We start from the raw sequence: 23,962 nt of genomic DNA on the forward strand, positions 1-23,962 counted from the left end.
CGTGTCGTGACGCCGCAAGGAGGTGCCCTTGCTGCTCGCGCTCGTCGTTGCGCACCTCGCGCTCGCCTGCGTCCTGCCCGCCGTGGCGGCCCGCAGCACGCGCGCCGCCTTCGGCTTTGCCGCCGTCCCGCCCGCCGTCACCCTCGGGTGGGCGCTGGCCATGACGCCGCAGGTCCTCGGAGGCCGCGGGGTGACGCAGTCGATCGCGTGGGCGCCCGCGCTCCACCTGACCTTCGACGTGCGCCTCGACGCGCTCGCCCTGGTCATGATCGTGCTCGTCTCCGGGCTGGGCGCGGTGATCCTCGTCTACAGCGCGTTCTACTTCGGACGGCGCAGCGCCGACGCGAGCCGCACGTCGGCACTCCTGGTGTTCTTCGCCGGCGCGATGCTGGGCCTCGTCGTCGCCGACGACCTGCTGACGCTGTACGTGTTCTGGGAGCTCACGTCGATCGCGTCGTTCCTGCTCGTCGGGCAGAGCGGCCTGCACCGCGCCAACCGGCGCGCCGCCGTCCAGGCCCTGCTCGTCACGGTGTTCGGCGGGCTGTCGATGCTGCTCGGGTTCGTGTTCGTCGGTGAGTCGGCGGGCACCTACCGGATCTCCGAGATCGTCGCGGCGCCGCCGACCGGCGGAGCCGTCACCGCGGGCATCGTGCTGATCCTGCTGGGCGCGCTCACCAAGTCCGCGCAGGCGCCGTTCCACCCGTGGCTGCCCGCGGCGATGGCGGCCCCCACCCCCGTCAGCGGCTACCTGCACGCGGCATCCATGGTCAAAGCCGGGGTGTTCCTCGTCGGTCGGCTCTCACCGGCATTCGCGACGAACGCGGAATGGTGGCTGCCGCTGGTGGTCCTCGGGCTGACGACGATGCTCATCGGCGGCTGGCGCGCCCTCGGCGCCACCGACCTCAAACGGCTGCTGGCCTTCGGCACCGTCAGCCAGCTGGGCTTCCTCATGGTGCTCTTCGCCGTCGGCGGGCGGCTCGCGGCCGTCGCCGGAGCCGCGCTGCTGCTGGCGCACGGCCTGTTCAAGGCGACGCTGTTCCTCGTCGTCGGCACCGTCGACAAGGTCACCGGCACGCGCGAGACCGGCTCACTGTCCGGGCTGGGACGCGCGATGCCGGGGCTCGCCGCCGCGTCCGTGCTCGCCGCGGCGTCCATGGCCGGGATCCCGCCGCTGCTCGGGTTCGTCGCCAAGGAGGCGGCCTTCGAGGCGTTCCTGTACGAGGACGACGCCCGCGGCTGGATCGTGCTCGCAGGGCTCGTCATCGGCTCGATCTTCACCGTCGCCTACAGCGCCCGGTTCCTGTGGGGGGCGTTCGCGACCAAACCGGGCGTCGAGGTCACCGTTCCCAAGCCGGCCTCACCCGGCCTCACCCTGCCGCTGTGGATCACCGCGCTCGCCGGACTCGTCCTCGGCCTGCTCTCCCCGCTCGTCGCCCCCCTCGTCGAGGGCTACGGCGACACCCTGCCCGCCCGCGACGCCGCCGAGGCCGCCTACCACCTCGCGCTGTGGCACGGCTGGAACCTCGCGCTCGCCCTCTCCGGGGTCGCGCTGCTCGGCGGTGCGGCGCTGCACGCCGGCCGCGCCCGCGTCGACGCCCTCACCGACGCACTGCACCACCGCGTGTCCGCCCAACGCGGCTACGAACACGTCGTCGCCGGTATCGAACGCGTCGCGGTGCTCGTCACCGGCCGGCTGCAGGCCGGTTCGCTCCCGTTCTACCTCGCCGCGGTACTGCTCATGGTCATCGCCCTGCCCGGCGTCGGCCTCGTCGCCGGCTGGGCCTGGCCCGCCGACACCCCCGTCGTCCACCAGTGGATGCAGATCCCCCTCGGCATCGTGGTCGTCGCGGCGGCACTGGCGCTCGTGCGCGCGCACCGCCGCTTCACCGCCGTGCTGCTCGTCGGCGCGGTCGGCTACGGGATCGGCGGGCTGTTCATCGTCGACGGCGCACCCGACCTCGCCCTGGCCCAACTGCTGGTGGAGACGCTCGCCCTCGTCGCGTTCGTGTTCGTGCTGCGCCGGCTGCCCGCGCACTTCACCGAACGCCGCCGCCCCCGCCGTGGCGTCCAGATCCGCAAAGGCGTGCTGGCGAGCGTCGCAGGCATCACCGTCGCCGTACTCGGCGTCGTCCTGTCCGGCGCCCGCACCGCACCCACCACCGCCAGCGACGAGTTCATCCGGCTCGCCCCCGAAGCCGGGGCGACCAACGTCATCAGCGCGATCCTCGTCGACTTCCGTGCCCTCGACACCGTCGGCGAGATCACCGTGCTCCTCGTCGCCGCCGCGGGCACCGCCAGCCTCGTGCTGGCCACCCGCTACGACCGCAGGCGCAAGGGCAGCGTCGCCCGCAGCGGCTCCGGCACCCCCGAACACGAGGAGGAGGTACTCGGATGACCGCCACCCCCGACGCCCGCGTCCCGTGGGATCGCTGGGACGCGCCCGCCGAGGAGTGGATGCTCTCCGGCGAGTGCCCCGTCACGTCCGGGCGCACCCTGCTCCTCGAGCTCGCCACCCGGGTCCTGTTCCCGACCATCCTCGTGTTCTCGCTGTACCTGCTGCTCGTCGGCCACTACGGGCCGGGCGGTGGGTTCGCGGGCGGCCTCGTCGCCGGGCTCGCGTTCGTGTTGCGCCACATCGCGGGCGGGCGCAGCGACGGTCCCGAGATCGGCGCCCGCGTGAAGGTGCGGCCCCCCGTCCTCGTCGGCATCGGGCTGGGTGTCGCCGTCGTCACCGCCCTCGTGCCCGCCGCGTTCGGCGAACCGGTGCTCTCGTCGGCGAAAGCCTCGTTCGACGTGCCCCTGCTCGGGCACCTCGAGGTCGTGTCGAGCCTGGCCCTCGACATCGGTGTCTACCTGCTGATCGTCGGCGTCGTCCTCGACCTGCTCCGCTCGCTCGGCAGCGGCATCGAACGCGACGCCGACGAGGCCGACGAGGCCGCCGAGACCGCTGCGGGGCCCTCGTGACCACCATCAACCTCGCGATGGCCGTCGTCGTCGCCGTCCTGTACTCCGTCGGGTTCTACCTGATGCTGCAGCGATCCCTGATGCGCGTGCTGCTCGGCGTCGTCGTCCTCGGCCACGGCGCCAACCTGCTGCTCCAGCTCGCGGGCGGCCCGCCCGCACCGCCCCCCATCCTGAGTGACGCCCCGGGCGCCACCCCCGACGCCGCCGCCCTGGCCGACCCGCTGCCGCAGGCCCTGGCGCTCACCGCGGTCGTCATCACCTTCGCGATGACGACCTACCTGCTGGCCCTCGGCTACCGCTCGTGGGTGCTCGTCGGCCATGACGAGGTGCAGGACGACCTCGAGGACCGCCGCATCGCGCGCCGCCGCACCGTCAAGGCGTCGATGGGCGAGGAGGTCGAGGAGACCGGAGACGAGCCCGGCATCGACCCCGGCTCCGCCGCGGCCTCCGACGACCCGGTCACCCCTGCAGGCGGTATCCGGTGAACACCTCACTGCTGCCCGCCCTGCCCGTCCTGCTGCCGCTGCTCGGCGCCGCGGCGACGGTCGTCGCCGGCCGCTCCGCGTTCGCGCAACGCGCCATCGGCCTGACCGTGCTCGCCTCCGTGGCCGCGGTCGCCGCCGTCCTGCTCGTCCAGGCCGACCGCAACGGGCCCATCGTCGCCGAGATCGGCGGCTGGCCCGCGCCCGTCGGCATCGTGCTGGTCGCCGACCGGCTCTCCGCGCTGCTGCTGCTGATCTCGGCCGTCGTCACCCTCGCGGTGCTCGTCTACGCCATCGACCAACGGATCGTCGACTACGGCAGGCGCACCGCCTCCACGACCTTCCACCCGATCTTCCTGGTGCTGTCGGCCGGGGTGTCGCTGGCCTACCTCACCGGCGACCTGTTCAGCCTGTTCGTGGCGTTCGAGATCATGCTCGCCGCCTCCTACGTGCTGATCACCCGCCGCACCGACGCGACGCGCATCCGGTCCGGCATGACGTACGTGATCATCAGCCTCGCGTCGTCATTGCTGTTCCTGACGACGGTCGCGCTCGTCTACGCCGCCACCGGGACCGTCAACCTCGCCGACCTCGCCACCCGGGTCGCCGAACTGCCCACCGGCCTGAAGACCGTCCTCGCGCTGCTCGTCCTCGTCACCTTCGGGATCAAGTCGGCCATCGTGCCGCTGCACTTCTGGCTGCCCGACAGCTATCCCAACGCGCCCGCCCCCGTCACCGCGCTGTTCGCGGGCCTGCTCACCAAGGTCGGCATCTACGCGCTGCTGCGGACCCGCACCCTGATCTTCCCCGAGGACCACCCGTCGACGGTCCTGCTCGTCCTCGCCGCCGTCACCATGATCGTCGGCGCGCTCGGCGCGCTCGCGCAGAACGACCTCAACCGGCTGCTGTCGTTCCTGCTCGTCAGCCACATCGGGTTCATGATCTTCGGGCTCGCCGTCTCCGACGCCCAGGGCGTCGCCGGCACCGCGCTCTACGTCGTGCACCACATCACGGTGCAGGCCAGCCTGTTCCTCGTCTCCGGGCTCATCACGCGCCGGACCGGGACGGTCTCCATCGACGCCATGGGCGGCCTCGCCAGACGGGCCCCGCTGCTGGCGGTGCTCTTCGCGATCCCGGCCCTCACCCTCGCCGGGGTCCCACCGACGTCCGGGTTCGTCGCCAAGCTCGCGCTGCTCCAGTCCGGCGCCGACAACGGCCCCGGCACGGCGATCGTCGCAGGCATCGTGATCCTCGCCAGCCTGCTCACCCTCTACGCCGTCGTCCGCGTCTGGGTCCGCGTCTTCTGGGGCGAGTCCAAGGAACCGCTGCCCGACAACGACCCCACCGACGACCTCGTCGTCGGCACCGCCCGCAGCTCGATCCCGATGTACGCCGCGTCGGCCGCGCTCGTCGCGGTCAGTGTCGCCATCGCCCTGGCCGCCGGGCCCCTGTCCGGCGTCACCTCCCGCGCCGGCCACGACCTCGTCGACCGGACCCCCTACCGCAGCGCCGTCCTCGGCGACGGAGGAACACCATGATCCGCCGCCGGCTACCGCAGCTGTTCTGGCTCACCGTCGTCTGGGTACTGCTGTGGGGGACCTTCAGCCCGGCGACCATCGTCGGCGGGATCGTCGTCGCAGCCCTCGTCACCTGGCTGTTCCCGATGCCGCTCATGCCCGACCCGGTCCCGTTCCGGCCGCTGCGCCTCCTCGCCCTCGCCGGCTTCCTGGCCGCCGACCTGCTGCGCTCCGCGGGCGACATCGCCTGGCAGACCGTGCGCCACGGCCCCCGCGCCCGCGCCGGGATCGTCGCCGCCCCGCTGGTGTCCGACTCCGCACACGCCGTCGCCCTCCTCGCGGGCTCCGTCGCGCTCACCCCCGGCAGCTACGTGCTGCAGATCGACCGGGTGCACGGGACCTTCTGGGTCTACACCCTCGGAATCCGCAGCGAGAGCGACGTCGAACGCATCCGGCGCGCGATGCTTGTGACGCAGCGCAACGTGATCGCCGCCGTCGGCACCCCCGCCGAACTGGCTGCCTGCGACCGGGGCCTCGCCGCCGCGGAAAGGACGGGGAGAACCCGATGATCGTCGTGTTCACCGTGACACTCGCCCTGCTCGCCGCCGCCGGGCTGCTCACCCTGCTGCGGCTGCTGCGCGGACCCACCACCCTCGACCGGATCACCGCACTCGACGTACTCGTCGTACTGATCGTCTGCGGCGGCGCTCTCTACGCCGCGGTCAACCGCGACAGCTCCAACATCCCGCTCGTCGCCGCCGTCGCACTCATCGGGTTCGTCGGCTCCGCCACCGCGGCTCGGCTCGTCGAGCGTGGGGAGCGGCACCGATGACGACCATCGACGTCATCACCGCCGTACTCGTGCTGACGGGAGGGCTGTCCTGCCTGCTCGGGGCACTCGGGCTCGTCCGGTTCCCCGACGTCCCCTCCCGCCTGCAGGCCGCCACCAAACCCCAGACCCTCGGCCTGATCCTGATCCTCGTCGGGACCGCGATCCGGCTCGAGTTCGAGAGCGCCGCGACCCTGCTGCTCATCGTGCTGTTCCAGCTCGTCACCGCCCCCGTCATCTCCCAGATCGTCGGGCGCTCCGCCTACCGTGCGGGAACCCTGCGCCGCGACGACCTCATCGTCGACGAGCTGGCCGACCCCATGGCCCGCTCCGACGCCCCGCCCGGTCCCGGCCGCGACGAACGGCCGTCCTAAGCTCCCCGCGTGCCCATCTATGCGCTCGGCGACCTGGAACCCGACATCCACCCCGACGCCTACGTGCACCCCGACGCCGTGGTGATCGGCGACGTGCGCCTCGGCGCCGAGGCCACCGTGTGGCCCACGGCCGTGCTGCGCGGCGACGACGGATACATCGTCGTCGGAGCCCGGACCAGCATCCAGGACGGCACGATCATCCACACCACCCATGACGTCCCCACCCTCATCGGCGACGAGGTCACCGTCGGACACAACGTCCACATCGAGGCCGCCGACATCGGCAACCGGGCCCTCATCTCGTCCGGCTCGGTCGTGCTCAACGGCTCCGTCGTCGGCGAGGGCGCCGTCGTCGCCGCCGGCGCCGTCGTCTCGCCGAAAGCCGTGATCCCGCCCCGGTCCATGGCGCTCGGCATCCCCGCCCGCGTCCGCGACGGCTACGAGGTCCCCGCCGACCGCTGGGAGTACGCCGTCCACTCCTACGTCGAGCGCGGCAGACGCTTCCGCGCCGGACTGCGGAAGCTCGACGGCTGATGGCCGGCAAGCCGCTGCACGAGGTCGTCGAGGCGGGCTGGGCCCGGGCCCTCGAACCCGTCGCCCCCGTCGTCGCCGACATGGGCGAGTTCCTCCGTGCAGAGATGGCCGCCGGCCGCCGCTACCTCCCGTCGGGCGCGAACATCCTGCGCGCCTTCACCCACCCCTTCGACGACGTGCGCGTCCTCATCGTCGGCCAGGACCCCTACCCGACACCCGGCCACGCCGTCGGCCTCTCGTTCTCCGTCGCGCCCGAGACCCGCCCCGTGCCGCGGTCCCTGGCCAACATCTTCCGCGAGTACAGCGACGACCTCGGCCACCCCACCCCTGCCACCGGGGACCTCACACCGTGGGCGGAGCAGGGTGTGCTGCTGCTCAACAGGGTGCTGACCGTCGAGCCCGGCACCCCCGGCTCCCACCGCGGCAAGGGCTGGGAAGCGGTCACCGAGCAGGCGATCCGCGCCCTCGTCGCCCGCGACGCCGAGCCCCTCGTCGCCATCCTGTGGGGCCGCGACGCCCGCAACCTCGTCCCGCTGCTCGAGGACGTGCCCTGCATCGAGTCGGCGCACCCCAGCCCGATGTCGGCCGACCGCGGCTTCTTCGGCTCCCGCCCCTTCAGCCGCGCCAACGACCTGCTGGAGGAGATCGGCGGCGACCCCGTCGACTGGAAGCTCCCGTAGCCCCTGGTTTCTCGTCAGCCCCTGGTTTCTCGTCGTCACGCGGGTTCTGCCGTCAGCACGCGTGCAGCCGGGTCCCTGCACGGCATGCATGCGGGGGCGCGACGGCGAAAGCTGCGCGCGTGGTCGGCACGATCACCGGCTCACCGGACCGGGCCCGCATCGAGTCCGGTCCCAGGCATGCGAAAGGGCGGCCCACCGTGGTGGGACCGCCCTTTCGCGGATGCGTCGTGGCGTCAGCCGCGCGCCACCTTGCCGGCCTTCAGGCACGACGTGCACACGTTCTGGCGGCGGCGGTTGCCGCCGTCGTCGCGGGTGCGCACGGTCTGGATGTTGGGGTTCCAGCGGCGGTGGGTGCGGCGGTGCGAGTGCGAGACGGACATGCCGAAGCCCGGACCCTTGCCACAGACGTCGCAGACGGCAGCCACGTCGATCACTCCTGGCAGTAGACGAGATGTTCTGGTCACGGAGGCTGCCGAGATGAAACACGGCAGTACCCCGCAGGTTCGACCAGAGTACCCAGCCCGCCCGACGCACCGCACACCGCCCGGTCGCTACCCTCGCGGATGTGCCCTCGGTGATCGACGCGGCCCTGCTCAGCCGGTGGACCGCGGAGTCGGCGGCCGGCCTCGAACGGCGCTGCGCGGAGATCGACGACATCAACGTCTTCCCCGTGGCCGACGGCGACACCGGCACCAACATGTTGCTGACGATGCGCGCGGCCGGCGACGAGCTGCGGCGTCGCTACCGGGAGGACGGCGGGCCGCTGGCGCCGGGCAGTCCGGGATGCGCGGAGGCGGCGGCGGCGCTGGCGCGGGGTGCGCTGGTCGGGGCGCGGGGCAACTCGGGGGTGATCCTGTCGCAGGTGCTGCGCGGGTTCGCCGAGGCGATCGGGGAGTCGAAGGGCTCGGCCGACGTGGCGGTGCTGCGGGCGGCGCTGGGGCGGGCGCACCGGCTGGCGCGGGCGGCGGTGGCCCGGCCGCGTGAGGGCACGGTGCTGAGCGTGCTGGCCGCGGCGGCGCAGGCGGCCGTCGACACCACCGCGACGACGGTCGTGGACGTCGCGGCGTCGGCGGCGTCGGCGGCCGCGGAGGCGTTGCGCGCCACCACCTCGCAGCTGCCGGAGCTGGCGCGCGCGGGGGTGGTCGACGCCGGGGGGTACGGGTTGCTGGTCGTGCTGGACGCGCTCGCGACGGCGTTGGGCCGGCCGGCGGGTGAGGCTCCGTCGCCGCCTCCGCCGCCGCGGACGCGCACGGCCCGCGGTGCGGAGGCGTTGACGACGAACCGGGAGAGCGGCTCGGACCGGTTCTCCTACGAGGTGATGTTCCTGCTCGACGGCACCGACGACGCGCGGGTGGCGGCGTTGCGCATGGAGCTGGGCGCGGTCGGCGACTCGGTCGCGGTCGTGGGCGACGGCACCCCGGGCGGGACGGGGCTGTGGAACGTCCACGTGCACTGCAACGACGTGGGCGCGGCGGTCGAGGCGGGCATCGAGGCGGGCCGGCCGCACCGGGTGACGGTGATGCGGTTCGCCGACCAGGTCGGGGCGGCGGCCGGGGACGCCAGGTTCACGCGCGACCGCGCGGTGCTGATGGTGGTGGCGGCGGCGGAGGTCGCGGAGCTGGCGCGGGAGTCGGGTGCCGACGTCGTGGAGACGGTCGACGTCGTCCCGGACGCCGACGACCTCGCCGCGGCGCTGGCCGGGACGCGCGCCCGGCACGTCGTCCTGCTGCCCGGCGACCCGGACCTGACCGGGGACGCGGAGCGGGCGGCGTCGGCGGCGCGGCGGTCGGGGCAGGAGGTCGTCGTGATCCCGACGTCGTCGGTGCTGCAGGGGCTCTCGGCGCTGGCGGTGCACGACGCGGCGCGGCGGCCGGGCGACGACGTCGTCGCGATGGCCGAGGCAGCGGCGGGCACCCGGACCGCGGGGCTGCTCGTCGCGGAGGCGGAGGCGTTGACGTGGGTGGGCCGGTGCTCGCCGGGTGACGTGCTCGGGATCAGCGACGGGGAGGTCGTCCTGATCGCCCCGGACCTTTCCGTCGGTGCGCTGTGGTTGGCTCACCGCATGCTGACGGCGGGGGGTGAGCTCGTGACGGCGCTGCTGGGGGCGGAGGCGGACGCGGAGCTGGGCGAGCACCTGGCCGAGGACCTGCGCCGCACCCACCCGGAGGTCGACGTGGTGGTGTACCGGGGCGGTCAGACGGACTACCCGCTGGTCCTGGGGGTCGAGTGACACTGCGGATCGCGACGCCCGCGAGCGGGGCCGACGGCGGGGTCGACATGGACACCCCGCTCGACGGGCCGCTGGGCAAGAAGGCGGCCGAGGCGCTGGCCGCACGGCTCGACCTGCACACGGTGGGCGACCTGGTGCGGCACTACCCGCGCCGCTACGTCGACCGCGGCAAGCTCACCGACATCTCCGGCCTGGAGATGGGGGAGCACGTCACCGTCGTCGCGAAGGTCGAGAAGGCCACGCTGCGGGAGATGCGCAGCCGCCGCGGGAAACTGCTCAACGTCGTGATCCGCGACGACAAGGGCGGCCGGCTCTCCTGCACGTTCTTCAACGGCTACAAGGTCTCCCACGTGCTCACGCCCGGGGTGCGGGCGCTGTTCTCCGGCAAGGTCGGGGTCTTCCAGAGCCAGCTGCAGCTCACCCATCCCGAGTTCGAGCCGCTGGAGGAGGGCGAGGACATCCGGCCGTTCGTGTCGGTCTATCCGGCGGTCGACAAGCTGAACTCCTGGGACATCGCGCGGTGTGTGCGTCAGGTGCTCGATCTGCTCGACGACCCGACCGATCCGCTGCCTGAGGAGATCCGCCGCGCCGAGAAGCTGCCCGAGCTGGGCCGGGCGTTGCGGCGCATCCACCTGCCGGAGTCGGAGGCCGACCACCATGCGGCCCGGGCCCGGCTGGTGTGGGACGAGGCGCTGGGGGTGCAGCTCGCGCTGGCGGTGCGGCGGGTGCACGCCGCCGAGCGTCCGGCGGCGGCGAGCCCGCCGCGCCCGGGCGGCATCCTCGACGCGTTCGACGCGAACCTGCCGTTCGAGCTGACTGCGGGGCAACGGGCGGTGGGCGGGGAGATCGCCGCCGATCTGGCCCGTGAGGCCCCCATGAACAGGCTCGTGCAGGGCGATGTCGGCGCCGGCAAGACGATCGTGGCGCTGCGGGCGATGTTGCAGGTCGTCGACGGTGGGCGGCAGGCCGCGCTGCTGGCCCCCACCGAGGTCCTGGCCGCGCAGCACGCCAGGTCGCTGCGCGGCATGCTCGGCCCGCTGGGGCGTGCGGGCGAGCTCGACGGCGCCGACGACGCCACGAGGGTCACCCTGCTCACCGGGTCGCTGGGCACGGCGGCGCGGCGGCAGGCGATGCTCGACGTGCAGTCGGGGGCCGCCGGGATCGTCGTCGGGACGCATGCGTTGATCCAGGACAAGGTGGGCTTCGCCGACCTGGGCCTGGTGGTGGTCGACGAGCAGCACCGGTTCGGTGTCGAGCAGCGCGACGCGCTGCGCGGTCGCGGCGAGCGCACCCCGCACATGCTGGTCATGACGGCGACGCCGATCCCGCGGACGGTCGCCATGACCGTCTACGGCGACCTGGAGGTCTCCGCGCTCACCGAGCTGCCGCGGGGGCGGTCGCCGATCAGTACGACCGTCGTCCCGGCGGGGGAGAAGCCGGCCTGGCTGGATCGGGTGTGGCAGCGCATCCGTGAGGAGGTCGCGGGCGGGCACCAGTGCTACGTGGTGTGCCCGCGGGTCGGCGGCGACACCGGCAAGGGCAGCGGGCTCGAGGACGCCGACCTGGTCGACCTCGACGACCCCGACATCGGTGCCGACGCCGACGACGGCGCGCGCCGGCCGCCGCTCGCGGTGCTGGAGGTCGCCCCGCAGCTGGCCGAGGGGCCGCTGGCGGGGCTGCGGATGGGCATCCTGCACGGCAAGCTCCCCGCCGACGAGAAGGACGCCACCATGCGGTCCTTCGAGGCGGGCGAGCTCGACGTGCTGGTGGCCACCACGGTGATCGAGGTGGGTGTCGACGTCCCCAACTCGACGGGGATGATCATTCTCGACGCCGACCGGTTCGGGCTCTCCCAGCTGCACCAGCTGCGCGGGCGCGTCGGCCGTGGCCAGGCGCCGGGAGTGTGCCTGCTGGTCACCGACATGCCGGCCGGCACCACGGCCCGCGAGCGGCTGGACGCGATCGCGTCGACGACCGACGGTTTCGAGCTGGCCCGCCTCGACCTGGAGCTGCGCCGCGAGGGCGACGTGCTGGGCGCCATGCAGTCGGGCAACCGGTCGACGTTGAAGCTGCTGTCGTTGCTGCGCCACGAGAAGGTGATCGAGCGGGCCCGCGGCTACGCCCGCGACATCGTGGCCCGAGACCCGGACCTGTCGGAGCATCCGGGGCTGCGCACGTTGGCCCGGCAGGTCGTCGGCGACGACGAGCAGGCCGAGTACCTGTCGAAGGTCTGAACCTCAGGCGGGCAGCTGGCCGCGGGCCTCGGACTCCAGCGCGGCGACGGCCGTCTTCGGCAGGTGGATGACGCCGGCCCGGTCGAGACGGCCCAACTCGGAACGGGCCTTGGCGTAGGCGGCGAGCCGTTCGGCCTCGTTGTCGGAGTCACGCGCCGTCGTCAGCAGCTTGATGATCCGTTCGACGCTGCCGCGCTCCTCCGGGGTGAGGTTGGACAGGCGGATGCGCTCGGCGGCGTCGATCGCGGCGCGCCAGGCGCGGTCGGCCCGCTCGACCGCGGCGACGAACTGCGTCGCGTGCGACTCGGGCGGGCGGTTGTCGGTCTCCAGGGCCTGGGCCTCGGCGAAGGCGTCGACGAACCGTGCCGTGCTGGGGACGCTCACGTCGCACAGCGCGGGCAGCCGCAGGACGGCCATCGGGTCGCACTCGAACGCCGCGTAGTGCTCGCGCAGGGCGTCGAACCGGGTCTTCGCGGCCTGCCAGGGCGGCGGCTCGGGTCGTCGCGGGGGCGGGGCGGCGGGTCGCAGGTGGTGCGGGACGGCGCGGGCGGCGTGCGCGGCGAGCTGGCGTTGCCGGTTGCGGTGCGTCGTGGCGATGACGCTCACGAGGATCAGGGCCGGGAAGATCATCCCGCCCGTCACCCAGCCCATGAACAGCAGCGGTGGCGCAGCCATGATCAACACGAACGGGAGCAGCAGGAGGACCGGCGGCGGCACGCGGCCGCGCCCGGCGGGGGCGTACATCGGGGGGCCCTGCAGGGGGCCGACACCGGGGCGGCCGCGGAAACGACCTCCGTGCGGGCCGCCGTGGCCTCGGTACCGTCGTCCCGGTGGCGGGACGGACCCGGCCGCCCACCCTGCCCGCGCGCGAGACCGTCCCATGTCTCCTTGGTACCCGAACCGGTGGCGTCCGCGCATCGTCGTGCCGGGGATTCGACGTCCGATCCGCTGCTCCGAGCGGGTATCGCGGCAGATCGCGAGGTTCGCCCGGTCGGCCGCCGCCCCTTCAGCAGCCTCTCAGCGCGCACGCGGGGCCCCCGCGCCCCGACCCCACCCGCGCGCAACCGCACTGCTCGTTTCCGGCCCGCGGACAGCAGTGAGGTTGCGCGCGGTTCCTCGGGGCCGGGCCGGGCGGCTCGCCCTGGCGCGGCGGCCCCGTCAGCGACCGGCGGCGACGGCCCGACCAGGGGTCGCGTGAGACGATCTCGTCCGCGTCCCGGGCGTCACCGCGCCGGACGTGTCGTGGTCCCCCCCACCCCAGGGAGTCTGATGTTCGGCAAGGTGTTGGTCGCCAACCGTGGCGAGATCGCGATCCGGGCGTTCCGGGCCGCGTACGAGCTCGGCGTCGCCACGGTGGCCGTCTATCCGTACGAGGACCGGAACTCGCTGCACCGCGCGAAGGCCGACGAGTCGTACCAGATCGGCGAGCGCGGTCACCCGGTGCGGGCGTACCTGTCCGTCGACGAGGTGGTGGCGGCGGCGCGCCGCGCGGGTGCCGACGCGATCTACCCCGGCTACGGCTTCCTGTCGGAGAACCCCGAGCTCGCCGAGGCGTGCGAGGCGGCGGGGATCACGTTCGTGGGTCCGCCCGCGGACGTGCTGCACCTGACCGGCAACAAGGCCCGAGCGGTCGCGGCGGCCCGCGAGGCCGGCGTGGCGGTGCTGAACTCCAGCGAGCCGGGCACGGACGTGGACGCCCTGGTGGCGGCGGCCGACGAGATCGGTTTCCCGGTGTTCGTGAAGGCCGTCGCGGGTGGTGGAGGGCGCGGCATGCGCCGGGTCGCGGAGCCCGCGGACCTGCGGGACGCGATCGAGGCCGCGATGCGCGAGGCCGAGTCGGCCTTCGGCGACGCCACGGTGTTCCTGGAGCAGGCCGTCGTCAACCCGCGCCACATCGAGGTGCAGATCCTCGCCGACGCCGAGGGCAACGTCGTGCATCTCTACGAGCGTGACTGCTCGGTGCAGCGGCGCCACCAGAAGGTCATCGAGATCGCGCCGGCGCCGAACCTGGACCCGGCGCTGCGCGACCGCATCTGCGCCGACGCGGTCGCGTTCGCGAAGGCCATCGGCTACGTCAACGCGGGCACGGTCGAGTTCCTGCTCGACGAGCGCGGCAACCACGTCTTCATCGAGATGAACCCGCGCATCCAGGTGGAGCACACGGTGACCGAGCAGGTCACCGACCGGGACCTGGTGATCGCGCAGCTGCGGATCGCGTCGGGGGCGACGCTGCCGTCGCTGCGGCTGACCCAGGACCAGGTGCAGCTGCGGGGCGCGGCCCTGCAGTGCCGGGTCACCACCGAGGACCCGGCGAACGGGTTCCGCCCCGACACGGGCACGATCAGCGCCTACCGCTCGCCGGGCGGCCCGGGTGTGCGTCTCGACGGCGGCACGACGCACACCGGTGCCGAGGTCAGCGCGCACTTCGACTCGATGCTGGTGAAGCTCACCTGTCAGGGGCACGACTTCTCCAACGCGGTGCGCCGGGCGCGGCGGGCGATCGCGGAGTTCCGCATCCGCGGGGTGTCGTCGAACCTGCCGTTCCTGGCGGCGGTGCTCAACGACGAGGACTTCCAGCAGGGCAGGGTCACGACGAGCTTCATCGAGGACCGTCCGCACCTGCTGAACGCGCGGCCGTCGGCCGACCGCGGTACGCGGCTGCTGAACTACCTGGCCGACGTCACGGTCAACAGGCCGAACGGGCCGCGTCCGAAGGTGGTCGAGCCCGCGGACAAGCTGCCGAGGGCGGACCTCCGGACGGCTGCTCCCGCCGGTTCGCGGCAGGTGCTGGCGGAACTGGGCCCGGAGGGTTTCGCGGCGCGGCTGCGCGCGCAGACGGCGGTGGCGGTCACGGACACGACGTTCCGTGACGCGCACCAGTCGCTGCTCGCGACGCGGGTGCGGACGAAGGACCTGCTCGCCGTCGCGCCGTACGTGGCGCGGACGGCGCCCCAGCTGCTGTCGCTGGAGTGCTGGGGCGGGGCGACCTACGACGTCGCGCTGCGGTTCCTGGCGGAGGACCCGTGGGAGCGGCTGGCGGCGCTGCGGGAGGCGGTGCCCAACCTGTGCACGCAGATGCTGCTGCGTGGGCGCAACACCGTCGGCTACACGCCGTACCCGACGGAGGTGACCGACGCGTTCGTCGCCGAGGCCGCCGAGACGGGGATGGACATCTTCCGGATCTTCGACGCGCTCAACGACGTCGAGCAGATGCGCCCGGCGATCGCCGCGGTCGGCGCGACCGGGACGAGCGTCGCCGAGGTCGCGCTCTGCTACACCGCGGACCTGTCCGACCCGGGCGAGACGCTCTACACCCTCGACTACTACCTGCGGCTGGCCGAGCAGATCGTCGACGCCGGCGCGCACGTGCTGGCGATCAAGGACATGGCGGGGCTGCTGCGGCCCCCGGCGGCGCGGACGCTCGTCACGGCTCTGCGTGAGCGGTTCGACCTGCCGGTGCACCTGCACACCCACGACACCGCGGGCGGTCAGCTGGCCACGTTGATGGCGGCGATCGACGCGGGTGTCGACGCCGTCGACGCGGCCGTCGCGAGCATGGCGGGCACGACGTCGCAGCCTTCCCTGAGCGCTCTCGTCGCGGCCACCGACCACACCGACCGTGAGACGGGGCTGTCGCTGCAGGCCGTCGGTGACCTGGAGCCGTACTGGGAGGCGGTCCGCAAGGTCTACGCGCCGTTCGAGTCGGGGCTCGCCAGCCCGACGGGCCGGGTCTACCACCACGAGATCCCCGGTGGGCAGCTGTCGAACCTGCGCCAGCAGGCGATCGCGCTGGGCCTGGGCGACCGGTTCGAGCTGATCGAGGACTGCTACGCCGCGGCCGACCGGATGCTGGGCCGGCTGGTCAAGGTCACGCCGTCGTCGAAGGTCGTGGGCGACCTGGCGCTGCACCTGGTCGGCGCGGGTGTCGACCCGGCGGACTTCGAGTCCGACCCGGCCAAGTTCGACGTGCCGGACTCGGTGATCGGCTTCCTGCGCGGCGAGCTGGGCGACCCGCCCGGTGGCTGGCCGGAGCCGTTCCGCACCCGGGCGCTGGAGGGGCGCAAGCCCGAGCACGAGCCGGCCGAGCTGTCGATCGACGACCGGCGCGGTCTGCGCGAGGAGCGCCGCCGGACGCTGAACCGGCTGCTGTTCCCCGGGCCGACGAAGGAGTTCGAGACCCACCGCGCCGACTTCGGCGACACGTCCGTGCTGTCGTCGAAGGACTACTTCTACGGCCTGGAGCCGGAGGTCGAGCACTCGGCGGCGATCGACCGTGGCGTCGACCTGATCATCGAGCTGGAGGCGATCTCCGAGCCCGACGAGCGCGGCATCCGGACCGTCCTGACCACCCTCAACGGCCAGCTGCGGCCGGTGTCGGTGCGTGACCGGGCGGTGGCCACCGACGTGAAGGCCGCGGAGAAGGCCGAGCGCGGCAACGACCGGCACGTCGCGGCACCGTTCGCCGGTGTGGTGACGCTGCAGGTCGGCGAGGGGGACACGGTCGCCGCGGGCCAGACCGTCGCGACGATCGAGGCCATGAAGATGGAGGCGTCGATCACGGCGCAGAAGGCGGGCACCGTCGGCAGGCTGGCCATCGGCAGGGTGCAGCAGGTCGAGGGCGGCGACCTGCTGATCGAGCTGTCGTAGACGCACGTGACACGGATCATCGCCGGCCGCGCCGGGGGGCGGCGCCTCGTCGTGCCGCCCCGCGGCACCCGGCCGACGTCGGACCGGGTGCGGGAGGCGCTGTTCAGCGCGTTGGACGCCGACCCCGGTCTCGACGGCGCCCGGGTGCTGGACCTGTGCGCGGGGTCGGGCGCGCTGGGTCTGGAGGCGCTCTCGCGCGGCGCGGCGCACGCGGTGTTCGTCGAGTCGGACAAGAAGGCCGCTTTTGTGTTGCGGCGCAACGTCTCCGATCTCGGCCTGGGGGGCGAGGTCGTCGTCGCCCCCGCCGCGACGGCGCTGGCCGGCGCCGCGCGTGGGCGGTTCGACGTCGTGCTGGTCGACCCGCCCTACGTGGTCCCGGACGAGGAGATCGCGGCCTGGCTCTGCGCGGCCGCGCGTGGGGGCTGGCTCGCGGAGGAGGCGATCGTCGTCGTCGAGCGTGCCGCCCGGTCGGGGGCGTTCGGGTGGCCGGAGGGCTTCGAGAGCGTGCGTGAGAGGCGTTACGGGGACACCGTGCTCCACGTCGGGGTCCGGTACGGTCCGGCCTCGTGATCTCCCCGACGCTGGTCGTGCGATGAGGCGCGCCGTCTGTCCCGGTTCGTTCGACCCGGTCACGCTGGGCCATCTCGACGTCGTGGGGCGGGCCTCGGGCCTGTTCGACGAGATCGTGGTCGCGGTGCTGGTCAACAAGCGCAAGCAGGGCCTGTTCACCGTCGAGGAGCGCATGGAGATGCTGCGCGAGACGACGGCCGACCTGCCCAACATCCGCGTCGACGCGTTCCACGGCCTGCTCGTGGACTACTGCACGGCCCACGACATCCGCGCGATCGTCAAGGGCCTGCGCGCGGTCACGGACTTCGACTACGAGCTGCAGATGGCGCAGATGAACCAGCGTCTCTCGGGCATCGACACCCTCTTCATGTCGACGACGCCGGAGTTCAGCTTCCTGTCCAGCTCGCTGGTCAAGGAGGTCGCGACCTACGGCGGCGACGTGGCGCACCTGCTCCCGCCGACCGTGCACCGGCAGCTGCTCGACAGGCTCGCCGAACGGGCCTGAGCGGCGCGACCCGCATCCGTACCCGATCGCGTTGGCGCGCAACCACACTTCACCCGGTCGGAACTTGACACGCGGGGCGGCGGCAATACGGCGTCCGGCGGTGCCGTGATGCGAGGATGCGGGGCGTGTACCGGGTCTTCGAGTCGCTCGACGCGTTGGTGACGGTCGTCGAAGAGGCGCGCAGCCTCCCCATGACGGCCAACTGCGTGGTGCCGCGGGGTGACGTCCTCGAACTGCTCGACGACGTCCGGGAGGCGATCCCGGGCGAGCTCGACGACGCCCAGGACGTCCTGGACCGTCGCGACGAGATCGTCTCCGAGGCCCAGCAGGAGGCCGACGAGACGCGCAGCTCGGCGACCGAGGAGGCCGAGCGGCTGCTCGCGGACGCCCGGGAGGAGGCCGAACGGCTCGTCTCGGCCGCCCGCGAGGAGGCCGAGCAGACCGTCGCGCACGCCCGTCACGAGGCCGAGCGCACCGTGTCGGAGGGCAGGCGCATCCACGCCGAGACCACCGACCGGGCCCGCGCCGAGGCCGAGCGCCTCGCCGAGGCCGGTCGTGCCGCGCACGACCGCTACCTCGCCGACGGCCAGGCCGAGCAGGCCCGGCTCGTCTCGCAGTCCGAGGTCGTGCAGGCGGCGCGGGCGGAGGCGGCGCGGATCGTCGACAGCGCCGACGGGGAGGCCGACCGGCTGCGTCGCGAGTGCGACGGCTACGTCGACGCCAAGCTCGCGGAGTTCGAGGACAGCCTCACGAAGGCGCTGCGGACCGTCAGCCGGGGCCGCACCCAGATCTGGCGCAGCGGCTCGCCCAACGGCACGCCCGCGCCGTCGATCGGTCGTAACGGCTCGGGCATGAGCGGCACCGGGATGGACCTGATCGACTAGCTCGTCGCGGTGGCGCAGGTCGTGCGTATCCTGGGTCCGGTCATGAAGAACACCGACATCAAGCCCGCCAAACACGACCCTCAGAGCCCGTGGGCGTTCAGCACGCGCGAGCTCCGTCGCCGTGCCGGCACCATGCGCACGGTCTCGCGCGAGATCCCCGCCCCGGGCGACCCGGGTGTCATCGGGCTCGAGGGCGTCTTCGCGGTGCCCGAGGGCAGGCCCGTCGTCCTCGACCTGTCCCTGGAGTCGGTCAGCGAGGGCGTGTACGTGGCCGGGACGGTGTCGGTGGAGCTGGCCGGGGAGTGCTCGCGCTGCCTCGACGAGCTGACCGACACGAAGACCGTGCGCATCGGTGAGCTGTTCGCCTACCCGGACAGCATCACCGAGGAGACCACCGACGCCGACGAGATTCCGCGGCTGGTGGACGACTTCGTCGACGTCGAGCAGGCCGTGCGCGACGCCGTCGTCCTGGAGCTCCCGCTCGCGCCGCTCTGCAGGGAGGACTGCCCCGGGCTGTGCGCCGAGTGCGGCGGACGGAAGGCGGATCTGGGACCGGACCACGGGCATGAGACACTTGACCCTCGTTGGTCGGCGCTGCGTGAGCGGAGTACGTCGGACTGACAGCGCGGGCCCCGCCCGACGCACCCCCTGAAGCACCAGTACTGAGGAGATCTGCCGTGGCCGTACCCAAGCGCCGGATGTCGCGGTCCAACACGCGCTCTCGCCGGGCGCAGTGGAAGGCCACCGCGCCGACCCTCGTCGCCTGCTCGAACCGGGCCTGCAAGGAGCTCAAGCCTCCGCACCTGGCCTGCCCCACCTGCGGGACCTACGACGGCCGCCAGGTCGTCACCCCGGCCTGATCGCACCGCGTTGGCGGGCAAGGGAGTCCAGGGGGCCGTGGAGGACCACGGCCCCCTGCTTCGCGCGCTGGGCGTCGGACTCGAACCCGATCTGCTGACGCTCGCCCTCACCCATCGGTCGTACGCCTACGAGAACGGCGGACTGCCCACCAACGAGCGCCTGGAGTTCCTGGGCGACTCGGTGCTGAGCATCGTCGTCACCGAACGGCTCTACCTCGACCACCCGGACCTTCCCGAGGGTCAGCTCGCGAAACTGCGGGCGAGCGTCGTCAACATGAACGCCCTGGCCGGGGTCGCGGCCGGGTTGGTGCCCGGCGGGCTGGGCGCGCACCTGTTCCTCGGTCGCGGTGAGGAGCTCACCGGCGGCCGCTCGAAGGCCAGCATCCTGGCCGACGCCACCGAGGCGATCATCGGTGCCGTCTACCTGCAGCACGGCCTCGAGCCCTCGCGCGACGTCATCCACCGGCTCTTCGACGAGCTGCTGCGCAACGCGCCCCTGCTGGGCGCGGGCCTCGACTGGAAGACGTCACTGCAGGAGCTCACCGCCGCCGCGGAGCTGGGCGTCCCCGAGTACCGGATCACCGAGGACGGGCCCGACCACCTGAAGACGTTCACGGCCACGGCCGTCGTCGGCGGGCGGGAGCTGGGTTCGGGCGACGGGCGCACGAAGAAGGAGGCCGAGCAGAAGGCCGCCGCGCTCGCGTGGCGGACACTGTCGGCCGAGGACGCCGCCGCCGACGGGTCCGTCGGCTCGGCCGTCTGACCGCGGGTCGCGCGTGCCCGAGCTCCCCGAGGTCGAGGTCGTCCGTCGAGGCCTGCACGACCACGTCGTCGGCAGGCGGATCGCGGCCGTCACCGTCGCGCACCCGCGCTCGATCCGCCGCCACGCCGCCGGTGCCGCCGACTTCACCGGCCGCCTCGCCGGCCGCGTGGTCGGCGCGGCCCGCCGCCGCGGCAAGTACCTGTGGCTGGAACTGGTCGACGATCCGGGCACGCCCGCGCAGAAGGGTGACGACGCCGTCCTCGCCCACCTCGGCATGAGCGGGCAGATGCTCGTCGAGAGCCACGACAGCCCCGACGAGAAGCATCTGCGGGTCCGCGTCACGTTCGACGACGACGGCCCCGAGCTGCGGTTCGTCGACCAGAGGACCTTCGGCGGGCTCTCGGCGCACCTGCTCGCGCCCGCCGCCGGTGGCGGGCTGCTGCCCGAACCGGTCGCGCACATCGCGCGCGACCCGATGGACCCGGAGTTCGCCCTCGACGACGCCGTGGCCGGCATCCGGCGCCGCCGCACCGGCCTCAAACGGGCGCTGCTCGACCAGACCGTCGTGTCCGGGATCGGCAACATCTATGCCGACGAGGCGCTGTGGCGGGCGAAGCTGCACTGGGCCCGGCCGACGGAGTCGCTCACCCGGGCGCAGGGCCGGGCCGTGCTCACCGCCGCCTCCGAGGTGATGGACGCCGCACTCGCGCAGGGCGGCACCTCGTTCGACGCGCTCTACGTCGACGTCAACGGCGCCTCCGGCTACTTCGACCGTTCCCTCGACGCCTACGGGCAGGCCGACCGGCCGTGCCGCCGCTGCGGCACCCCCATCCGGCGTGACCCGTTCATGAACCGGTCGTCGTTCTCGTGTCCGCGCTGCCAGCCCCGCCCGCGCAACGCGCACGGCTGATCAGAGCCAGCCGCGGCGCTTGAAGATCAGGTACAGGACCAGGCCCAGTACGAGCATCAGGCCGATGGCCATCGGGTAGCCGAAGCGCCAGTCGAGCTCGGGCATGTGGGAGAAGTTCATCCCGTAGACACCGGCGACGAGCGTCGGCGCGAACAGGATCGCCGCCCACGACGACACCCGCTTCATCTGCTCGTTCTGCACGTACCCGGCCTCGGTCAGCCGCGTCATCTCGTCGTTCTGCCGCTGCGCCACCAGCGTCGAGTTGACCGTCAGGATGTTGGCCAGCAGCTGGCGGAACCCGTCGGTGCGCTCCAGGACACGCAGCGCGTGGTCGGCGACGTCGCGCAGCGCCCGGCGCAGCTCCGGGTCGGTGTCGGTGCCGGTCTTGGAGAACCTGAACCGCAGCTCGCCGAACAGCTCACGCAGCGGCTCCACCGCCCGCTGGAACGCGATCACCTCGCGGGTGAGCTGGTAGATGCGCCGCGACGCCGTCGGGTCGCCGTCGAAGACCTGGACCTCGATCTGGTCGATGTCGTCCTGGAGCCCGTCGAGGACGGGGCCGTAGTCGTCGACGACCTTGTCCAGCACCGCGTACAGCACGGCGAACGGGCCGTGCGCCAGCAGCTCCGGGTCCGCCTCCAGCCGGTGCCGCACCTCGGCGAGGTCGGGCTCGTCGGCGTGGCGGACCGTCACCACGAAGTCCGCGCCCAGGAACAGGTGGATCTCCCCGAGCTCGACGACCTCCACCGGGTCGACGTAGCGGGCCGGGCGCAGCACGACGAACACGGTGTCGTCGTAGCGTTCGAGCTTGGGCCGCTGATGGGCGTGCACCGTGTCCTCGACGGCGAGGTCGTGCAGCCCGAACTCCTTCGCGACGGAGCTGATCTCGTCCTCCGTCGGGCGCAGCAGCCCGATCCAGCCGAAGCTGCGCCCGTCGGGGCAGCGGCGCAGCGCGGCGTAGGTGTGGTCGAGCGAGCTCGGCTCGGCCTCCCGCTTCCCGTCGACGTAGACGGCGTTGTCGACGACCGTCACCCCCGGCTCCTTCCCATGGTGTGCAGCGTACGCAGCAACCCCCGAGCGGGCCTGGCGCAGAATGGCGCGGTGAACCCAGGGGTCCGTGTCCTCGTCGTCGACGACGACCCTCAGATCCTGCGCGCCCTGCGGATCAACCTCACCGCCCACGGCTACGACGTCGCCCTCGCCGACAGGGGTGCCGCGGCGCTGCGTGCCGCCGCCGACGCGCCCCCCGACGTCGTCGTCCTCGACCTCGGGCTGCCCGACCTCGACGGCACCGAGGTCGTCGAGGGGCTGCGGGGGTGGAGCACCGTGCCGATCGTGGTGCTGTCGGCCCGGACCGACGCGGGCGACAAGGTCCGCGCGCTCGACGCCGGCGCCGACGACTACGTCACCAAGCCCTTCGGCATGGCCGAGCTGCTGGCGCGGTTGCGGGCGGCGGTGCGCCGGGCCGCGGTCCCGGCCGGCGGGGTCGGGGAGGCGATCGTCGACACCGGCTCGTTCCGGGTCGATCTCGTCGCCAGACAGGTGCTGCGCCACGGGGCACCCGTCCACCTGACGCCCACGGAGTGGGGAATCCTGGAGATGCTGGCCCGCCACCCCGGGCGGCTGGTCGCGCAGCGCGACATCCTGCGCGAGGTCTGGGGGCCCGGCTACGCGACGGAGACCAACTACCTGCGCGTCTACCTGGCGCAGCTGCGTCGCAAACTGGAACCGGACCCCAGCCACCCCCGCCACCTGCTGACGGAACCGGGAATGGGCTACCGCCTCCAACCCTGATCCGGCCGCGGCCTGTCGGACGGCGACCAGGCCAGAAACGATCACACCCGCGATCCGGTGCGAGAAGCGACGGACACGTCGCTCCACGCACCGGATCGGCGGCTACCGGCCGAAGTCCTGGGTCCAGTAGTTGGCCGAGCCTGCCAGGCCCACGCCGATCGTCGTGAGCGAGCAGTCCAGGATGTTGCGGCGGTGACCGGGGGAGCTCATCCAGTCGTCCATGACCTCCTGGGCCGACCGCTGACCCTGGGCGATGTTCTCCGCCCCCGGTGACGAGTAGCCCTCGGCCCTGATGCGCTGGTCGAAGGTGCGGCCGTCGCGGCTGTCGTGGTCGAAGTAGTCGTTGGCCGACATGTCGGCGCTGTGCTTCTGCGCCGCCGCCGTGAGCCGCGGGTCGACCGTGAGCGCGCCGCAGCCGTTCGCGGCACGTTGCTGGTTGGTGAGGGCCACGACCTGTGCTGCGGGTCCGCCGGAAACGGGGGGAGCGTCGGCGGAAGGTCTGCGGGGAGCGGACGTGGTCGTCGGGGGAGCGGGTTTGCTGGTGGTGCGGGGAGCGACGGTCACCGTGGAACTGCCCGGCGGAGCGTCGGTCCGGGGACTGAGAGCCGGTGGGCTCTCGGTCGCCGTCACGGCCGGTGGGGAGAGGTCCGGCAGTGACGACGGCACAGCATCGGTCGTCGGTGGGATGTACGCGGGGAGCGGGGCGTCGTCGGACATGCCCAGCACCGACGCGAGCCCGGCGGGCATCGCGGTGGCGCCGACCAGCGTCCCGAGACCTGCGAGCAACGCACCGACGGTCAGGGCGATCAGCAGCGGACCGCCGCGCCTTCCCGTCAGTCGAGTCACGACCGGGTAACGTACCAGCACTGTGAGTATCAACGAGGGGTCCGCCGTTCGGCTCACGGCGTGGGTGCACGGGGCGGTACAGGGTGTTGGTTTCCGCTGGTGGACGCGGTCGCGTGCGCTGGAGATCGGCCTCGTGGGCGAGGCCCGGAACCTCCCGGACGGGCGGGTCGCCGTCGTCGCTGAGGGTGATCAGGAGTCGTGCGAGCGACTGCTCGGACTGCTGCGCGGAGGGACGACACCGGGCCGGGTCGACGACGTCGTGACCCAGTGGGGCGCCGCGCGCGGCAGCTGGGGCGGATTCCGCGAGGCCTGACGGGGCGCCCCGGTAACCTTCCCCGA

25 protein-coding genes are annotated in these 23,962 nt (G+C 73.0%); 21 read left to right on the forward strand and 4 right to left on the reverse strand.

Annotation, left to right across the window (positions count from 1 at the left end; translation table 11 throughout):
- Window positions 1-28: 28 nt before the first annotated feature.
- From mbhE to AB7F12_RS20435, 9 genes are read left to right on the forward strand one after another with little or no spacing between them, the layout of a single operon-like run.
- Window positions 29-2,395 carry a hydrogen gas-evolving membrane-bound hydrogenase subunit E gene (gene mbhE / locus AB7F12_RS20395; protein ID WP_428501425.1) on the forward strand — a complete coding sequence of 789 codons (2,367 nt, stop codon included), beginning with the start codon at window positions 29-31 and terminating at the stop codon, window positions 2,393-2,395.
- The gene (locus tag AB7F12_RS20400; protein WP_428501426.1) at window positions 2,392-2,964 is read left to right on the forward strand and encodes an MnhB domain-containing protein; all 573 of its coding nucleotides are present in this window, start codon (window positions 2,392-2,394) and stop codon (window positions 2,962-2,964) included. The genes mbhE and AB7F12_RS20400 overlap by 4 nt, the downstream gene beginning before the upstream one ends.
- Before the next feature lie 17 nt (window positions 2,965-2,981).
- The gene (locus AB7F12_RS20405; RefSeq protein ID WP_428501435.1) at window positions 2,982-3,449 is read left to right on the forward strand and encodes a sodium:proton antiporter; all 468 of its coding nucleotides are present in this window, start codon (window positions 2,982-2,984) and stop codon (window positions 3,447-3,449) included.
- Complete coding sequence (locus AB7F12_RS20410) at window positions 3,446-4,984, forward strand: Na+/H+ antiporter subunit D (protein WP_428501427.1); 1,539 nt, start codon at window positions 3,446-3,448, stop codon at window positions 4,982-4,984. Before AB7F12_RS20405 ends, AB7F12_RS20410 begins: the two co-directional genes overlap by 4 nt.
- Window positions 4,981-5,532, forward strand: a complete 552-nt coding sequence (locus tag AB7F12_RS20415) for a Na+/H+ antiporter subunit E (RefSeq protein WP_428501428.1) — start codon at window positions 4,981-4,983, stop codon at window positions 5,530-5,532. Before AB7F12_RS20410 ends, AB7F12_RS20415 begins: the two co-directional genes overlap by 4 nt.
- Entirely contained in the window at window positions 5,529-5,795 is a 267-nt protein-coding gene (locus AB7F12_RS20420) for a monovalent cation/H+ antiporter complex subunit F (RefSeq protein ID WP_428501429.1), read from the forward strand. The genes AB7F12_RS20415 and AB7F12_RS20420 overlap by 4 nt, the downstream gene beginning before the upstream one ends.
- Window positions 5,792-6,166, forward strand: a complete 375-nt coding sequence (gene mnhG, locus AB7F12_RS20425) for a monovalent cation/H(+) antiporter subunit G (RefSeq protein ID WP_428501430.1) — start codon at window positions 5,792-5,794, stop codon at window positions 6,164-6,166. The genes AB7F12_RS20420 and mnhG overlap by 4 nt, the downstream gene beginning before the upstream one ends.
- 9 nt (window positions 6,167-6,175) lie before the next feature.
- Entirely contained in the window at window positions 6,176-6,700 is a 525-nt protein-coding gene (locus AB7F12_RS20430; RefSeq protein WP_428501431.1) for a gamma carbonic anhydrase family protein, read from the forward strand.
- Window positions 6,700-7,380: a uracil-DNA glycosylase gene (locus AB7F12_RS20435; protein WP_428501432.1), complete on the forward strand. Its 681-nt coding sequence runs from the start codon at window positions 6,700-6,702 to the stop codon at window positions 7,378-7,380. The genes AB7F12_RS20430 and AB7F12_RS20435 overlap by 1 nt, the downstream gene beginning before the upstream one ends.
- 233 nt (window positions 7,381-7,613) lie before the next feature.
- Here the strand turns inward: AB7F12_RS20435 and rpmB are convergent, their stop codons facing one another.
- Window positions 7,614-7,805: a 50S ribosomal protein L28 gene (rpmB, locus tag AB7F12_RS20440; RefSeq protein ID WP_098956454.1), complete on the reverse strand. Its 192-nt coding sequence runs from the start codon at window positions 7,803-7,805 to the stop codon at window positions 7,614-7,616.
- A 140-nt stretch (window positions 7,806-7,945) separates the two neighbouring features.
- Here rpmB and AB7F12_RS20445 point away from each other — a divergent pair, with 140 nt between their 5' ends.
- Together AB7F12_RS20445 and recG are read left to right on the forward strand one after the other, a co-directional pair.
- Window positions 7,946-9,610, forward strand: coding sequence for a DAK2 domain-containing protein (locus tag AB7F12_RS20445; RefSeq protein ID WP_428516774.1), 1,665 nt, complete (start codon window positions 7,946-7,948; stop codon window positions 9,608-9,610).
- Window positions 9,611-9,657: 47 nt separating this feature from the next.
- The gene (gene recG, locus AB7F12_RS20450; protein ID WP_428500243.1) at window positions 9,658-11,844 is read left to right on the forward strand and encodes an ATP-dependent DNA helicase RecG; all 2,187 of its coding nucleotides are present in this window, start codon (window positions 9,658-9,660) and stop codon (window positions 11,842-11,844) included.
- 3 nt (window positions 11,845-11,847) lie between these two features.
- On the opposite strand, the gene AB7F12_RS20455 is transcribed toward recG, so the two are convergent.
- The gene (locus tag AB7F12_RS20455; protein ID WP_428500219.1) at window positions 11,848-12,588 is read right to left on the reverse strand and encodes a DUF2786 domain-containing protein; all 741 of its coding nucleotides are present in this window, start codon (window positions 12,586-12,588) and stop codon (window positions 11,848-11,850) included.
- Window positions 12,589-13,113: 525 nt separating this feature from the next.
- Between AB7F12_RS20455 and AB7F12_RS20460 the strand changes: the two genes are divergently transcribed.
- The 8 genes from AB7F12_RS20460 (at window position 13,114) to mutM (ending at window position 20,983) form a co-directional block, all read left to right on the forward strand.
- On the forward strand, window positions 13,114-16,491 hold the full coding sequence (locus AB7F12_RS20460) for a pyruvate carboxylase (protein WP_428500220.1): 3,378 nt from the start codon (window positions 13,114-13,116) through the stop codon (window positions 16,489-16,491).
- Between the two features lie 6 nt (window positions 16,492-16,497).
- The gene (rsmD, locus tag AB7F12_RS20465; protein ID WP_428500221.1) at window positions 16,498-17,061 is read left to right on the forward strand and encodes a 16S rRNA (guanine(966)-N(2))-methyltransferase RsmD; all 564 of its coding nucleotides are present in this window, start codon (window positions 16,498-16,500) and stop codon (window positions 17,059-17,061) included.
- A gap of 22 nt (window positions 17,062-17,083) precedes the next feature.
- Window positions 17,084-17,566 carry a pantetheine-phosphate adenylyltransferase gene (coaD, locus tag AB7F12_RS20470; protein ID WP_428500222.1) on the forward strand — a complete coding sequence of 161 codons (483 nt, stop codon included), beginning with the start codon at window positions 17,084-17,086 and terminating at the stop codon, window positions 17,564-17,566.
- Window positions 17,567-17,691: 125 nt separating this feature from the next.
- Window positions 17,692-18,450, forward strand: a complete 759-nt coding sequence (locus AB7F12_RS20475) for a DivIVA domain-containing protein (protein ID WP_428500223.1) — start codon at window positions 17,692-17,694, stop codon at window positions 18,448-18,450.
- A gap of 42 nt (window positions 18,451-18,492) precedes the next feature.
- Window positions 18,493-19,071: a YceD family protein gene (locus AB7F12_RS20480; protein ID WP_428500224.1), complete on the forward strand. Its 579-nt coding sequence runs from the start codon at window positions 18,493-18,495 to the stop codon at window positions 19,069-19,071.
- Window positions 19,072-19,127: 56 nt separating this feature from the next.
- Window positions 19,128-19,310 carry a 50S ribosomal protein L32 gene (gene rpmF, locus AB7F12_RS20485; RefSeq protein ID WP_428500225.1) on the forward strand — a complete coding sequence of 61 codons (183 nt, stop codon included), beginning with the start codon at window positions 19,128-19,130 and terminating at the stop codon, window positions 19,308-19,310.
- 37 nt (window positions 19,311-19,347) lie between these two features.
- Window positions 19,348-20,073 carry a ribonuclease III gene (rnc, locus tag AB7F12_RS20490; protein WP_428500226.1) on the forward strand — a complete coding sequence of 242 codons (726 nt, stop codon included), beginning with the start codon at window positions 19,348-19,350 and terminating at the stop codon, window positions 20,071-20,073.
- 13 nt (window positions 20,074-20,086) lie between these two features.
- The gene (gene mutM / locus AB7F12_RS20495) at window positions 20,087-20,983 is read left to right on the forward strand and encodes a bifunctional DNA-formamidopyrimidine glycosylase/DNA-(apurinic or apyrimidinic site) lyase (RefSeq protein WP_428500227.1); all 897 of its coding nucleotides are present in this window, start codon (window positions 20,087-20,089) and stop codon (window positions 20,981-20,983) included.
- Here mutM and corA read toward each other — a convergent pair whose 3' ends face one another.
- On the reverse strand, window positions 20,984-22,015 hold the full coding sequence (gene corA / locus AB7F12_RS20500) for a magnesium/cobalt transporter CorA (RefSeq protein ID WP_428500228.1): 1,032 nt from the start codon (window positions 22,013-22,015) through the stop codon (window positions 20,984-20,986).
- Between the two features lie 69 nt (window positions 22,016-22,084).
- Here corA and AB7F12_RS20505 point away from each other — a divergent pair, with 69 nt between their 5' ends.
- Entirely contained in the window at window positions 22,085-22,777 is a 693-nt protein-coding gene (locus AB7F12_RS20505; RefSeq protein WP_428500229.1) for a response regulator, read from the forward strand.
- A 102-nt stretch (window positions 22,778-22,879) separates the two neighbouring features.
- On the opposite strand, the gene AB7F12_RS20510 is transcribed toward AB7F12_RS20505, so the two are convergent.
- Window positions 22,880-23,623, reverse strand: a complete 744-nt coding sequence (locus tag AB7F12_RS20510) for a CAP domain-containing protein (protein ID WP_428500230.1) — start codon at window positions 23,621-23,623, stop codon at window positions 22,880-22,882.
- 22 nt (window positions 23,624-23,645) lie between these two features.
- Here AB7F12_RS20510 and AB7F12_RS20515 point away from each other — a divergent pair, with 22 nt between their 5' ends.
- Entirely contained in the window at window positions 23,646-23,936 is a 291-nt protein-coding gene (locus tag AB7F12_RS20515) for an acylphosphatase (RefSeq protein WP_428500231.1), read from the forward strand.
- Window positions 23,937-23,962: the final 26 nt, after the last annotated feature.

It is taken from the genome of Pseudonocardia sp. (genome assembly GCF_050250275.1).
GTDB lineage: Bacteria > Actinomycetota > Actinomycetes > Mycobacteriales > Pseudonocardiaceae > Pseudonocardia.

Bases quoted from the DNA above. Each gene is read 5' to 3' on its own strand.
- recG (WP_428500243.1), top strand. From the start codon at position 9,658: ATGGACACCCCGCTCGACGGGCCGCTGGGCAAGAAGGCGGCCGAGGCG.
- AB7F12_RS20480 (WP_428500224.1), top strand. From the start codon at position 18,493: ATGAAGAACACCGACATCAAGCCCGCCAAACACGACCCTCAGAGCCCG.
- AB7F12_RS20420 (WP_428501429.1), top strand. From the start codon at position 5,529: ATGATCGTCGTGTTCACCGTGACACTCGCCCTGCTCGCCGCCGCCGGG.
- AB7F12_RS20400 (WP_428501426.1), top strand. From the start codon at position 2,392: ATGACCGCCACCCCCGACGCCCGCGTCCCGTGGGATCGCTGGGACGCG.
- AB7F12_RS20455 (WP_428500219.1), bottom strand. From the start codon at position 12,588: ATGTACGCCCCCGCCGGGCGCGGCCGCGTGCCGCCGCCGGTCCTCCTG.
- mnhG (WP_428501430.1), top strand. From the start codon at position 5,792: ATGACGACCATCGACGTCATCACCGCCGTACTCGTGCTGACGGGAGGG.
- AB7F12_RS20460 (WP_428500220.1), top strand. From the start codon at position 13,114: ATGTTCGGCAAGGTGTTGGTCGCCAACCGTGGCGAGATCGCGATCCGG.
- AB7F12_RS20405 (WP_428501435.1), top strand. From the start codon at position 2,982: ATGGCCGTCGTCGTCGCCGTCCTGTACTCCGTCGGGTTCTACCTGATG.
- AB7F12_RS20415 (WP_428501428.1), top strand. From the start codon at position 4,981: ATGATCCGCCGCCGGCTACCGCAGCTGTTCTGGCTCACCGTCGTCTGG.
- AB7F12_RS20435 (WP_428501432.1), top strand. From the start codon at position 6,700: ATGGCCGGCAAGCCGCTGCACGAGGTCGTCGAGGCGGGCTGGGCCCGG.
- coaD (WP_428500222.1), top strand. From the start codon at position 17,084: ATGAGGCGCGCCGTCTGTCCCGGTTCGTTCGACCCGGTCACGCTGGGC.